The organism is Legionella tunisiensis (assembly GCF_000308315.1).
Taxonomy (GTDB): Bacteria; Pseudomonadota; Gammaproteobacteria; order Legionellales; family Legionellaceae; genus Tatlockia; species Tatlockia tunisiensis.
This window is the reverse complement of the sequence record NZ_CALJ01000294.1, coordinates 1-12,195: the sequence shown is the minus strand read 5'-3', so window position 1 is coordinate 12,195 and position 12,195 is coordinate 1. Positions and strand designations below refer to the sequence as shown.

Genomic DNA, 12,195 nt, shown 5'->3' with positions numbered 1-12,195 from the left:
GACAATTCTCCATGCAATGTTAGCAACTGTTTTAAATTACTACTTATCGTTGTACTGTCACCCATTAAAGGTCTCCCTATTCTTAATAAATATATTATTCATAAAAGATTGACAAAAGCAAAAAAAGATCATTAAATGAATAAATACGAATAATTAATTGCTCTAAAATTATCTTATATGAATAATAAATAATAATGTGAGATTATCTGTAGGTGACGCAATTGTCTTGAGTTTCTTAAACGGTTTATCACAAACAGATCAGATGACGTTAGCAAAGGATTCATTAAATGATGAGGAGGAAAAATGACAGAGAGCAAAGAACGGGTTTTTGCTTATACCTTGGCAAAAACCATAGATAATGATGAGTTGGCTAAAGTATCTGGAGGGTATGCAGCAACGACTACCCATTCAGAAACGGTGAGAGCAACAGGAGGAAGTGGGCAAGGTGTAGATGTTTTGTACGACCAAAGTATTGACTGGTAATCGGGGGCGGTGGCCCCTTTTGGGGCCTTTAAGTAGGTAATAGCTCTTATTTATGAGAAAATAATGAAATTCTTAATTCCCACAGAACCTGATGACACGCATGCTATTCTTGTGAAACTTGCTTTAGAAAAAATAGGGCATCACGTCAGACTTTTATTTACTGCTGACCAACCAAGCAAACAAAAGAATTCCATATTTATTGATGGGGATAGTTATCATTGGAAAAGTACTGATAAATACAGCAGCGTTTTAGATAATGATTACGATGTTCTCTGGTGGCGACGTGCACGGAAACCCCACGTTGCAAAAATATAACCCATCCTGAAGATCATAAATTTATTAGCAGAGAAAATAATTTATTCTATGAATCATTAACCTTTTGTATGGCTCCAGGGGCTTGGTGGGTTAATTCAAAAGAAGCGGCAACTAGAGCAAATTCAAAGCTCCTGCAATTAAAGATTGCCACTCAATGCGGTATGATTATTCCCACTACACTTTGTTCGAATGATCCTAAAGATATCCGGTATTTTCTATTAAAATACGAAGAGGAAGGCGTTATTTATAAATCTCTTTGTGCAAATTTTTGGTTTGAAGAAAATAAAATTAAAATCGCTTATACAAGCAAAATAAACTTTCTGGATTTGCCGCGCAATAAATTATTACAACTTGTGCCGGGAATATTTCAGAGAGAAGTTAAGAAAAAATATGAGTTAAGAATTACTTGTTTTGGTGATTATATTGTTGCTGCAAAATTAAACTCTCAACGTCATCCAGAAGGCAAGATCGATTGGCGAGCAATTCCTGAAGGAAAAATGAGTATAGAGCCTTATAAGTTGCCCATTGAGTTAGAGAATAAGATACGTGAATTTATGCAAACACTAGGGATAGTATTTGGTGCTTTTGATTTTATTGTTACTCCGGAAGGAGATTATGTATTTCTTGAAGTCAATGAACAAGGCCAATTTCTATGGTTAGAAGAATACAGCTCGTCTTTTCCTATGTTGGATATCTTTACTAATTTTCTTATCAATAAGTCCAAGGCATTTAGATGGGATCCAAACCAATTTAATCACGCAATTAATGATTATAGAAAGGAAATGGAAAACATAGTTACTCAAAACATGCAACATCACGTCGATTTAAATTGCAAACGTGTACATAACGAATGAGGTAATAATAATGAAAAGAATATTAGTATTCGCATTGGTTTTATATATTCATTTGCAATTGAAGCGAAAAACATCGTCGATATTTATGGGGTTGATGCAAAGCAAGCAGAGAAAATAATAAATAAATACGCCAAGAGAGTGGGGGACATTGAGGGCTTATTACTGAATAGAATGCATGGAAAGTTTAATGATAGTGACTTGGATAAAATTCTTTTAAAAAAGAATTCATTACTAAATGAAATCAAGAAGGAAGGTGGCTTTCTGTATGTGGATTTTAATACAATTTTTACCCTGGAAATAAACATCAATATACTACGATAGAGATCGTTCAAAAAATCAATCAGAAAGATTACGTTATATCAATTCGGAACACGCAAAAAATTATAAATTAAAATCTGATTTAATTAATAAAATGATTGTTTTTAGTCATCTTGAGTTTCAATTAATGGCTAATAATCAATTAAATATAAAAGATACTTCCTGCCCCGTTTATCATTGTGTCAGTGGATTTCATCATCCTCAATTAAAGCCGTACTTAAAAATTTTTAATGCAGGTGTTATTAAAGAAAAAGACTAATCATCGATACTTTAAATAACGATCCGGATCCATCAAGGCGCGCTGCTGCTGCTTTTTTGATGGGCCATTTTAAGGATCCTAATGAAATTATTTCCCTCTTAATGGTACATGTTAATGATAGAGATAGTGGTGTTCGAAATAATGTAATGCGGGTTATTGCAGCGACAATGTTTAAAGCAAATATCGCTCCTATTGATGTTGTACCTTTTTAGATTTATTGACCTCTCCCAAAACGACAGATAGAAACAAGGCTCTTAGTGTACTAGCAAAGGCAGCAGAATCTCGAGATGATAAAAATTATTATTCAAAAGGAGGGGATAAACTGTTAGCCATCTTGAAACTTAAGCAACCTAATAATCATGAGATAGCTTATATTATTTTAAAGAAAATAAGCGGGAAAAATTTTGGTGAAAATAATATCGATGCTTGGAAAAAATGGTTGGAATCAGCTCAAGTTGGATTGGCCTAAATAATTTTTAAATGGATTTAAATCAATAATTTTATATAACAATAAGGAATGAAAATGGAAGATATGAAAAAGCGGGTTTTAACTTATGGATTAGCAGTTGAAATTAGTAATGAAGAACTTGAAAAGGTATCAGGTGGCTCTAATTTTAGCGGCAAACAAAATACGTTAGAAATATCTGGTTGCTATCCATATTCTTGCGATATTAAAACCGATCATAGTCAGGATTAGTTTAAATATCATTTTGCAGTATCTAAATACGGAAATAAGTAATATTGAAAAGTCTAATATAGGGAAATCGAATGAATTTATTAATCGCCACAGAACCAGATGATGCACACGCAATTATAACCAAATTAGCACTTGAAAAAAGAGGTTATGACTGCACTCTTTGGTATACAGCTGATATGCCTTCAAGACAAACCAACACTATTTATATTAATAATAGTGGTCTTGAATGGATACCAGAATTGGGAGTAAGTGACGAATCATATAGTTTGGAAACTAATCCCTTCGATATAGTGTGGTGGCGTAGAGCAAGACTCCCCTATATCCCTGATTCAATCCAGGAAGAAGATCGTAACTGTGCACGTAAAGAAAACCTGGCATTTTTTGAATCATTATCTACGATAATTACACCAGATGCTCTTTGGATTAATCCTCTTGATACACAAAAGCGAGCAAACTCAAAAGCCTATCAATTAAAAATAGCCTCAGAGTGTGGCTTTAGAATTCCAATCACCATAATGTCAAACTCGTCTCTACACATAAAAGAATTTACAAAAAATACCAAAATAGGGGAGTGATTTATAAATCTTTTTTACCTAACTACTGGAAAAACGAGAATGGTATAAGAGCAGTGTATACAGCAAGAGTAAATGAAAGCCAACTTCCAGAGGATGAATTATTGCAACTGGTACCGGGAATTTTCCAAGTAGAAATAAAGAAGAAATTTGAATTAAGAGTAACTTGTTTTGGTGAAAAAACTGTTGCAGTCAAAATAGATTCCCAAAAGCATGAGAAGGGTAATATTGATTGGCGTAGGATTGCTAATCAGGAATTAAAGGCTAAGCCTTATATTCTTGATCAAAATACTATGCATAGAATAAAAGATTTATGAAATGCTTGGGAATAATTTTTGGCTGTTTTGATTTTATAGTCTCGACAGATAACGAACTCTATTTTATGGAAATCAATGAGCAAGGACAATTTCTCTGGATAGAGGAGATTAATCCAGAAATAAATATGTTAGAAACATGGATTCAATTTTTGACGGATGAAAACCCGCTTTTTCTGTATAGAAAGGGATTGGAACAACTATCAACGAGGCAATTTATTAGTCAGGTAAATGAAATTAAAAGGAAAAAATCAAAAGTCATGTTTATTTAAATGAAATCGTGTAGAAAGAGTTAGTCAATTGCTTAGAAGGCATGAATACTCAATTTGACGAGTCAATCCACTTTAATCTTCGAATGAATATCTAATGAACGAGAAAACATTATTTAGATCAGAAGTCATCAAGAGTAAGAAGAATCAGAATTATGGATTTGTCTCAATTAACACGCCTCTTTCATACATGTTTATAGCAATTGGTTCCATGGGGCTTGTGTTATTTATCGTTTTATTTGTCGTGTTCGCAGAATTTTCTGAGAAAATTATTATTTCTGGTTACCTTGATTCTACTAAGGGAGTAGTACGGGTTTACCCAAAAATAAATGGTGTCGTTATTCAAAGTTATCGGCATCAAGGAGACAACATCAAGAAAGGGGATAATTTGTTTTTGATTGATACTTCCTATACTGGTTTATATAAGAGCCAAGATCATGAAATATTTAAAAATCTAAAAAAGAACAAGGAATTTATTAAAAGGGAGATAAAATATAAAAATGAATATTTATATGCGCTAAAAAAGCTATTAGAAAAGCACTATATCTCATTGGCGACATACAACGAAAAGCAAGAAGAATTGCTGGAGATTGAAAATAGGAAAAATCTAATTGAAATCGACATAATTAAGTATCAGCAGGGGAAATCTTATACTATTCGCTCACCAATTGATGGAATCGTTTCAAGTATTATTTATAAAAAAGGGCAATATACCAATTTGTCTAAACCGTTGGCAAAAATAATTCCAAGTGACTCTGATTTGGTAGCTGAACTCTTTATTCCAGTAAAAAAGCCGGACTTTTGAATAAAGATAATAAGATTATTATTAGATACGATGCTTACCCCTATGAACGTTTTGGAACTTATAAAGCCACAATAAAGGAAATAAGCCAAAGTATTATAACCGACGATGAAGAAGAAAAACCCATATTAATAGGTGAGCCTTATTATAAAATTACTGCTGAACTGGATAAACAATCTGTTAAAGTCTATGGGGCGGAAAAAACTACAGCATGGTATGACTTTTTCAGCCGTTATCGTTGGTCAAAAAGAAAATATGGCAATGGATCTTAGACCCCTTGTATAGCTATTATGGGGTACTATTTGTATGAAGAAGCAAGTTTCTGAATTAAACAGAAGAGCAAAATTACCGATTATTTTTCAAAGTGAAATTAGCGAGTGTGGGCACGCCTGCATTGCCATGATAGCTAATTTTTGGGGCCATCACCTTGATTTATACGCTCTTAGAAAAATTAACCAACCCTCTAATCGTGGTATCAATTTATTGCAAATAAAAGATTTACTGGAAAATTTGGGGTTTATGATACGAGGATTGAAGGTTTCGCTGGAAGAGTTGAGTAAAATAAAAACACCGGCGATATTGCATTGGGATATGAACCATTTTGTTGTCCTCAAAAAAGTCAAAAAAAATCGATCATAATTCATGATCCTGCATTAGGTATTCGACAGTGTTCAATCGAAGAGATTTCTAACTCGTTTACAGGCATAGCATTAGAGATTGAGAAAGCCAATGATTTTCAGGCTATTAAGAATAAGAACACGCTTTCTTTATATGATTTGGTTAAAACAGTTAAAGGAATTAACCATTATGTTTTATTCCTGATGTTAATTTCCTTGGCAATTGAGTTTTTTAGTTTATTAAATCCTCTTTTTATACAATATGTTACTGATAGTGTAATTATTTCCAGTAACGTAAATAACTTATATGTTATTGCCATTGCTTTTAGCTTATTGATTTTTATTCAAATTTTTACAGAATATATTCGAGGGAGAATGGTAATCTATTTAACAATGAGTTTGACAGAGAATTTATCAGCAAATTTAGTTAAACATTTATTGAAATTGCCCTTGGAGTTTTTGAAAAAAGGCATAAGGGAGATATACAATCCAAATGCCAGTCCATTGATCAGATTCAAAGAAAAATTAGTACAGATTTATTAGCACCGTTTTAGATGGATTAGTCATTATAATCAATATATTGGTCATGATGATTTATTGTCAATTACTCGCCTGTATTGTGATTTTTACTTTATTAATGTATTTGACTATACGATATATGACGTACAATGTTGTCAAAAGTCAAACTGAAACATCAATCTATCAGCATGCAAGATCATCGTCTATTTTCCTAGAAACTTTACAAAGTATAGTGTCTATCAAGTCTTTTTTAAAAGAATCAGTAAGATTCAATGTTTGGCGAAATTCATATATTAATTCCTTAAATGCTGATTTTAAAATAGCTAAGATTAATAATAGCTATAGTATTGTTAGCCAGCTGTTATTTAGCATGGAACATATTTTAGTTGTGTCTGTAGGAGCGCGACTGATTTTGGTTAACAAGCTTTCCATTGGAATGTTGATGGCTTTTCTATCTTATCGTCTACTCTTGGTTAATAAGACCTCTGCACTTATTCAAAATATATTTGACTATAAATTAATTTCAATTCAGTTAGAGAGGCTAAGTGATATTTTGTTTCATGAGCCAGAGGAGATTGCTAAAGGTTCAGGGAGTGTGGAGCAAATAAAAGGCGCTCTTGCTGTAAGAAACCTTTCTTTTAGATACAGCCAGAATGACAATTATGTTTTAAAACATATTAGCTTAAATGTGAAGGCGGGCGAGAAAATTGCGATTATTGGTCCTTCTGGCTGTGGTAAATCTACGTTATTAAAGGTAATGATGGGTCTGCTTAATAAAACTGAAGGTGAAATTTTTATTGATAATCTACCAATAAAAGACTATGGATTAAAAAATTACAGGGATTTAATCGCCAGTGTCATGCAGGAAGATTCATTAATCAGTGGTTCAGTATTAGATAACATCTCTTTTTTGATGAGAATATCGATCTGGAACGAGTTTATCATGTAGCAAAATTATCGTATATCCATGAGGATATATGCCAATTGCCCATGAGATATGAAACCCTGGTTGGAGGTATGGGGTTAGCTTTATCCAGCGGACAAAAACAGAGGATACTTTTAGCCAGAGCCTTGTATAAAAAGCCTAAAATATTATTTTTGGATGAAGCAACAAGTCATCTGGATGTAGTGAATGAAAAAACATTAATAGTTCTTTAAAATCATTGAAGATTACTCAAATTGTCATTGCCCATCGCATAGAAACGATTCAAATGGCTGATCGAGTTATCAATTTAAAAGATATAAACCACTGCTAAGAAAGAATGACTCTTACGATATTCTTTATCATTGCTTTCACCACAGCTATGCGGGGCGTACCAAACGCTAGTTATAGTACTCTTTATTGGGGTATCGGCTTTGTAGGGGTATAGCTTTTCTCAAAGACAGCCAGCTTGTTTTCCAGTTGCTGTTGTAATCTTGCTTTTTCATTCTTTTCAACAAACTCGAGGCAGGCTGGGCTGTTCAAGTTTTTACAAGCATCAACCGGTTTTGCTGTTGCTGCATCAGCCCATAGGCTCTCACCGGGTAAAAAACTATAGGTGAGCGCGTTGCGACTAATCATTTTCAGGGTAGGGTAATCAATCCCATGATTTAATACAGCTTGCACATATTGGCGGGTAAGATCAGTACGTAGTATTCCCTCATCATCGGTAGATAAGACCACTGGTACATTGTGAGCTAAATAGTAGCGTAGTGGATGCTTTTTTCCGGCAATATTGAGAAGTTTTTTGTTAGAAGTAAGACTGATTTCAACGGCAATCTGCTTATTGGCCATTGTCTTTAGCAACGCTTCAGCATTATTTTCAAACGCGATATCGACACCATGGCCTATACGCTCAGCATGCCCCAAAGTAACTGCTTCATTAATGTGAAAACGCAAGTCCTCAGGTAAGACTGCCTCTGGCGCTAACTCACCTGCATGCAAAGCGATGTGAACTTTAGGGTATAACTGATGCATAAACGCAAAAATCTCCATTTGCTTATGATAGTTTTGTAAAGAAATAGGCGCAGACTCAGCCTGTACCAAATTAACCCCTACAATTTCTTTAGACTGCGAAGCAGCAGTAAAGGCATTTAAGGCTTGGGCAAACACTTTTTCTGGAGCTTGCTCACGCAAAACATAATATTGAAATCGAACGGTCAATTGACAAACATCCTGGAAGGGGGCTTTGTCGCAACCCAAATCCTTACGCGCTTTTTGTAAAAGTTCTTGAGCTACGTCAACGGTATGTTTAACATTATTCTGAAAGGCTTGATCAGCAAGTAATTGCTGGCTTGTTGCTGCAAAATTTGCAGGGCCAATGCTTTTGGGAGCAAAGGTCGTTGACTGTGCATTATCTGGCAGAATCATGATTTCCAAATACTGCTCATTCTGGCTTGCGGCGCGTTGCATGATTTCAGCTAAAAGTTGTGGCCTATAAGCAAAAACAAGTGGCATGAATTTGTAAAAACTAGCAAAAAAATGATCGTGTCCTGATTCTTCCCCAGGTATGAAGTCCTTCAGGGACCAGGCACGAATTACGCGATTGTATAGAGCGGGTTGGTGTAATAATTCAGCACTTTTAACGCCTAGACAACGCTCTGTTGTTTTACTTATTCCCAAAGATAGTTTATCCAGGCAATAATCTCCTTGGCTAGCGAGAGCAAGCATGGTTTCCGGATAGGCGCCACCCGCGAGATGATAATGTAATTCGCCTCCTTTGGGCATGGCTCTTAGAAAAGCATAAAGCGCATTGGGATCTGTTTTAATGTTTTCAAAATATTGATTGACGTTTGCATGCACAAAAGCATGGTAACCAAGCAGAAGCAAGAGAAAAAATTGTTTGCACAGTCGCATAAAAAACCAGACTAAACTTAGCGAACGGTGATTATGGCATAAATAAGCAGAGAAAGCTTCTTGTTTCTTCTATTTGTATTAAATTTGCACTAAAATTGAAGATAGACTGGATGCCGTGCAGAAAGTGGCTAGTAGGATTCATAATCCTTTGGCTCTGGGTTCAAATTTTAGTAAGACGAATTCAGTGGTATCTACAAATAAAACTAGTTAATTTGATTTAAATTCCTGTCTTTCCCCCGCGCAGGCGGGAAATCAAATCCAGAAGTAGTTTGAGAAATAGATTTCCGCCTACGCGTAAATGACATCAGTGCTTTTTGCGACGCGGTAATCAGGGGTAAATTGTCTTCCCTGAGTTACGGCTTTACTTGTTTTTGATAAGGATTTTTCCCTGGTGATGCGAGTCCGTTATGATTAAATTTAATGGTGCAGGCATAACGGCAGGCTGCATTACGGGGAACATTTTTTCCATGTTTCGTGATATCAGCGTTGGTATAGCGGCAAAGAATACTCTTACCTTGTCGATACAAATGACCAGCGGCTCCTTCTTCATGCACTTTAGGGCCTGTCAGTGAATTATAAATACGCTTGGCTTGTTTACCTTGAATCTCTAAGCCAGTTGCGGCTTGGCTATTGAAAGCAAAACAAGCACCCAGAATCAAAACAGAGAATGATAAACAGGATTTCATACTTTGCTCCCTGCGTTAAGTATTCATCAGAAGTTATAGCATATTGGTTAAAAACAAGCTAATTGCAGTGTGTAAGCGATTAATTAAGCTTATCAATCAGCGTTGTTCTCATCCTGAGCGGGCTTTGTGGTTTCAGCTTTATGCAATACAGCTTCTTTTTCGGCTAATTCGGTTTTTAGTGCTTTGTAGCGGGCACTTAGATCATTAATCACTTTTTTAGGTTGTGTTTTCTCAATCTTGCTAACCAAATCATCAATCGCCTGTTTGAGATTATTAAGCCTTGTAGCCAAGGTTGGTAAGGGTTTCTGTTGATATTTTTCCGTCAGTTGTTGATACAGTGCTTTCTTTGCTTCTAAAAAGGCGAAGATCTCGTGTAACTTTTTCTTGCGAGCATCAATATCTTGCTGCAATTGTTCCAGAGCCTGATGTGCGTCAGCAAGGCGCGCATTGCGCGCCTTGATTTCATTTTTTGTAACAGTTTGTCGTAGGCATGCTGTCCTTGCGTGTCTTTATCAAAAAACGATTTTTTGACCATTCTACTACTCCATAAATTACTGAGTGCTGATTATCCCCGTTGTGACTGTTGGCAATACTTCCATTTTCTTCTGTTCATCTACACTATCGCGAAGAGGCCTAGGCATAGGCATAGATGTCGTCGGGACACTGTCAACATATTGTACTGCGACATGCTCTCCGTTAGGGTTAGAAATTCTTCCTATAGCTACCTCTTGTTCTCGAAAGCCATCAAGATCATGGCGAGCCGGCAACAAAGTATCTTCACTTGGGTGACGTTCAATAGTAACTTGTGAACCCTTATCAGCTCCTTCATCAAGTGGAATAACCGGTGGCATCACTTTTTCTACAACTGGTGGCATTGCCTCCAAACTTTTTCATAAAGTGCTTTGGGTTTTGCCGGATCCTGGATAGAGCCGAGACCAACAGTAACAACCCCAAACCTGCCATACTCCATCCGAGAGCCATCAGCCAGCTACCAGCAGCTTGTGCTACACCAGGAATTGGTTCAATCGTGAGAACAACGCCTACTACAAACAATAGGATACCAAAGAGTTTTGTCAATAATGATGTTTCATTCCCTCGTTTGGTTGCTTTTGCCCAAGCCTGCATTTTTTCCATACGATTTTTTTCTGCGGGCTGTGCATTACTCGGTATTTCTCTAACCAAATCCAGATAACTTTGCGTTGCTAAATTTTTAGCCGCCTCCATCATGACAGGAAATTGCTCAGAAGAAATCTTCACTGTTGCCCAATTGTTTTTTTCAGCCGTAGTGAGTGGAGTTTTCTCTGCATACTCTTGTTGTGTACGCAAATTTTTAGAATTAATTTTCCACTCCCAGAAAGGAGATATTGTACCACTTCCCCCCGTCCAGCTATGTGCTTCACCTGTTCGCTTGTTTTTCTTGCCTGGAGCGCTTCCTTCAATACCGACTAGGACTAGGTTGGTATCTTTGTGCAAATACATGTGGCCCCATTCACCTGATTCATCAGGTGTCTGACCTAAACCAGAGACTACGCATTCGCCGGCTCGAGTTACTGTCTGATTGCCGCCAACTGGCAAATGGATGCCATAATGTTTGGGATAACCCGACAAAGCCCGGAAGGCATCAATAATTGCTCCAAATAAGCCCGATTTGGTTTCTGCCGGACTGTTATTTGCATCTGTACCACCAGCGCGATGAGTGGCAAAAGCGCGGGGGCTGGCTTGCCCATTGGTTATAAAAGCAAAAAATTGTTCTTGCTGTGTTGGGCTAAGTTCACTTAAATCAAACTTAATTCGACCACCATGAATCAGGTATTCGCCTATCACGTATGCTTCATCAGGAGTTTGGCCATTCACCATTAAAGTGCCTGATTTCACTGCGAACAAAACATTTCCCAATGCTTTGGTGTTATCGGTATCACTTCGCAGGGTGTCTTCTAGTAACTCTAGCCCATCTCGTGTTCCAGCAACTAATGGTCCGACGTAGGCGATAATTTCTTCCGCTGTGGCCTCTTCATGGTTCTTTATGTATTGAATGATTTTTTTGGCAAGCGCTGCAGTTAATTGCTTATCTAAATTACTAGCGTGTTCAAACATCATACTAGTAGTGAAGCCTCGAAAAATATCGAAGGTTTCAATATCTTGAGGTTTGAAGAGCTGTTGCATTGCATTATAAAGTGTAAGATCGCTATTCTTTCTTTTCAATTCCAATAAACGTTGTCGCAACAGTGCACCACGTATTTCATTTTTTTGCGAGGGGCGATTTGAACAAATCATACCCTCTTCACTATTTTTGTGTTTGATGGTAAAGCAAGCTCTGATCTGCTCATCTTCTTCCCCTCGAGGAGGCAACACAAATTCCATGTCTTTTAGTTTTAAGCTGCGCATTAAATCCAGGTCGCTGGCTGCTACCGGTTTATCTAAAAACTTTGACCTTGGTCTTCGACTTTACTCGTCAAAAATTTCCTTGCAGTATCTATAAGTAGAGGCAAAAAAGCTCATTGCTAAATACAGTATCTCTTGGCATGATTTGTGACCTTAATTGGGTTATAAAGGGCGGCCTATATTCCTGCCGTCGTCAATATCTTGTTTCAGGTGCTGCAATGCTTGATGTGCCTGACGTAGGCGCGCTATACGTGCATTTTTGTAACAGTTTG

20 protein-coding genes and 1 pseudogene are annotated in these 12,195 nt (G+C 36.6%); 16 read left to right on the top strand and 5 right to left on the bottom strand.

Annotated elements, in window-relative coordinates:
* The first annotated feature begins 303 nt into the window (after positions 1–303).
* From BN58_RS17615 to BN58_RS36535, 16 genes and pseudogenes are all read left to right on the top strand, one after another.
* Positions 304–483 (top strand): bacteriocin, encoded by a 180-nt coding sequence (locus BN58_RS17615; protein WP_019217967.1) that lies wholly within the window; start codon positions 304–306, stop codon positions 481–483.
* Between the two features lie 63 nt (positions 484–546).
* Positions 547–798 carry a hypothetical protein gene (locus BN58_RS17610; protein ID WP_019217966.1) on the top strand — a complete coding sequence of 84 codons (252 nt, stop codon included), beginning with the start codon at positions 547–549 and terminating at the stop codon, positions 796–798.
* Positions 799–866: 68 nt separating this feature from the next.
* Complete coding sequence (locus tag BN58_RS17605) at positions 867–1,652, top strand: hypothetical protein (protein WP_019217965.1); 786 nt, start codon at positions 867–869, stop codon at positions 1,650–1,652.
* Positions 1,653–2,064: 412 nt separating this feature from the next.
* Positions 2,065–2,229: a hypothetical protein gene (locus tag BN58_RS31250; protein ID WP_156812621.1), complete on the top strand. Its 165-nt coding sequence runs from the start codon at positions 2,065–2,067 to the stop codon at positions 2,227–2,229.
* Positions 2,229–2,441: a HEAT repeat domain-containing protein gene (locus BN58_RS31245; RefSeq protein WP_332248013.1), complete on the top strand. Its 213-nt coding sequence runs from the start codon at positions 2,229–2,231 to the stop codon at positions 2,439–2,441. Before BN58_RS31250 ends, BN58_RS31245 begins: the two co-directional genes overlap by 1 nt.
* A gap of 5 nt (positions 2,442–2,446) precedes the next feature.
* On the top strand, positions 2,447–2,698 hold the full coding sequence (locus BN58_RS17585) for a hypothetical protein (RefSeq protein WP_019217962.1): 252 nt from the start codon (positions 2,447–2,449) through the stop codon (positions 2,696–2,698).
* Between the two features lie 54 nt (positions 2,699–2,752).
* Positions 2,753–2,926 carry a hypothetical protein gene (locus tag BN58_RS31240; protein WP_019217961.1) on the top strand — a complete coding sequence of 58 codons (174 nt, stop codon included), beginning with the start codon at positions 2,753–2,755 and terminating at the stop codon, positions 2,924–2,926.
* A gap of 71 nt (positions 2,927–2,997) precedes the next feature.
* Positions 2,998–3,501: a hypothetical protein gene (locus BN58_RS17575; RefSeq protein ID WP_019217960.1), complete on the top strand. Its 504-nt coding sequence runs from the start codon at positions 2,998–3,000 to the stop codon at positions 3,499–3,501.
* Positions 3,498–3,815, top strand: coding sequence for a hypothetical protein (locus BN58_RS17570; protein ID WP_019217959.1), 318 nt, complete (start codon positions 3,498–3,500; stop codon positions 3,813–3,815). Before BN58_RS17575 ends, BN58_RS17570 begins: the two co-directional genes overlap by 4 nt.
* Positions 3,812–4,084, top strand: a complete 273-nt coding sequence (locus BN58_RS26780) for a hypothetical protein (RefSeq protein ID WP_019217958.1) — start codon at positions 3,812–3,814, stop codon at positions 4,082–4,084. Before BN58_RS17570 ends, BN58_RS26780 begins: the two co-directional genes overlap by 4 nt.
* 94 nt (positions 4,085–4,178) lie before the next feature.
* A complete protein-coding gene (locus BN58_RS17560) occupies positions 4,179–4,886 on the top strand; it encodes an HlyD family efflux transporter periplasmic adaptor subunit (RefSeq protein ID WP_019217957.1) in 708 nt (235 codons plus the stop codon).
* On the top strand, positions 4,883–5,155 hold the full coding sequence (locus tag BN58_RS17555) for a hypothetical protein (protein ID WP_026069578.1): 273 nt from the start codon (positions 4,883–4,885) through the stop codon (positions 5,153–5,155). Before BN58_RS17560 ends, BN58_RS17555 begins: the two co-directional genes overlap by 4 nt.
* A gap of 34 nt (positions 5,156–5,189) precedes the next feature.
* Positions 5,190–5,554 (top strand): annotated as a pseudogene (locus tag BN58_RS30245) (cysteine peptidase family C39 domain-containing protein); the annotation flags it as partial.
* 150 nt (positions 5,555–5,704) lie between these two features.
* Complete coding sequence (locus BN58_RS38060; protein ID WP_408605508.1) at positions 5,705–6,043, top strand: ABC transporter transmembrane domain-containing protein; 339 nt, start codon at positions 5,705–5,707, stop codon at positions 6,041–6,043.
* Positions 6,039–6,968, top strand: coding sequence for an ATP-binding cassette domain-containing protein (locus BN58_RS36540; RefSeq protein WP_269570435.1), 930 nt, complete (start codon positions 6,039–6,041; stop codon positions 6,966–6,968). The genes BN58_RS38060 and BN58_RS36540 overlap by 5 nt, the downstream gene beginning before the upstream one ends.
* Before the next feature lie 68 nt (positions 6,969–7,036).
* A complete protein-coding gene (locus BN58_RS36535) occupies positions 7,037–7,177 on the top strand; it encodes an ATP-binding cassette domain-containing protein (protein WP_198009970.1) in 141 nt (46 codons plus the stop codon).
* Positions 7,178–7,358: 181 nt separating this feature from the next.
* On the opposite strand, the gene BN58_RS17535 is transcribed toward BN58_RS36535, so the two are convergent.
* The 5 genes from BN58_RS17535 to BN58_RS17515 all read right to left on the bottom strand — a co-directional run bounded on the left by BN58_RS17535 (position 7,359) and on the right by BN58_RS17515 (position 11,902).
* A complete protein-coding gene (locus BN58_RS17535; RefSeq protein ID WP_019217954.1) occupies positions 7,359–8,855 on the bottom strand; it encodes an adenosine deaminase family protein in 1,497 nt (498 codons plus the stop codon).
* A 353-nt stretch (positions 8,856–9,208) separates the two neighbouring features.
* A complete protein-coding gene (locus BN58_RS17530; protein WP_019217953.1) occupies positions 9,209–9,541 on the bottom strand; it encodes a hypothetical protein in 333 nt (110 codons plus the stop codon).
* Positions 9,542–9,633: 92 nt separating this feature from the next.
* Positions 9,634–9,951, bottom strand: a complete 318-nt coding sequence (locus tag BN58_RS17525) for a hypothetical protein (protein ID WP_019217952.1) — start codon at positions 9,949–9,951, stop codon at positions 9,634–9,636.
* A 141-nt stretch (positions 9,952–10,092) separates the two neighbouring features.
* Positions 10,093–10,416, bottom strand: coding sequence for a hypothetical protein (locus tag BN58_RS17520; protein WP_156812619.1), 324 nt, complete (start codon positions 10,414–10,416; stop codon positions 10,093–10,095).
* Positions 10,370–11,902 (bottom strand): hypothetical protein, encoded by a 1,533-nt coding sequence (locus BN58_RS17515; protein ID WP_232220748.1) that lies wholly within the window; start codon positions 11,900–11,902, stop codon positions 10,370–10,372. Before BN58_RS17515 ends, BN58_RS17520 begins: the two co-directional genes overlap by 47 nt.
* Positions 11,903–12,195 lie beyond the last annotated feature (293 nt).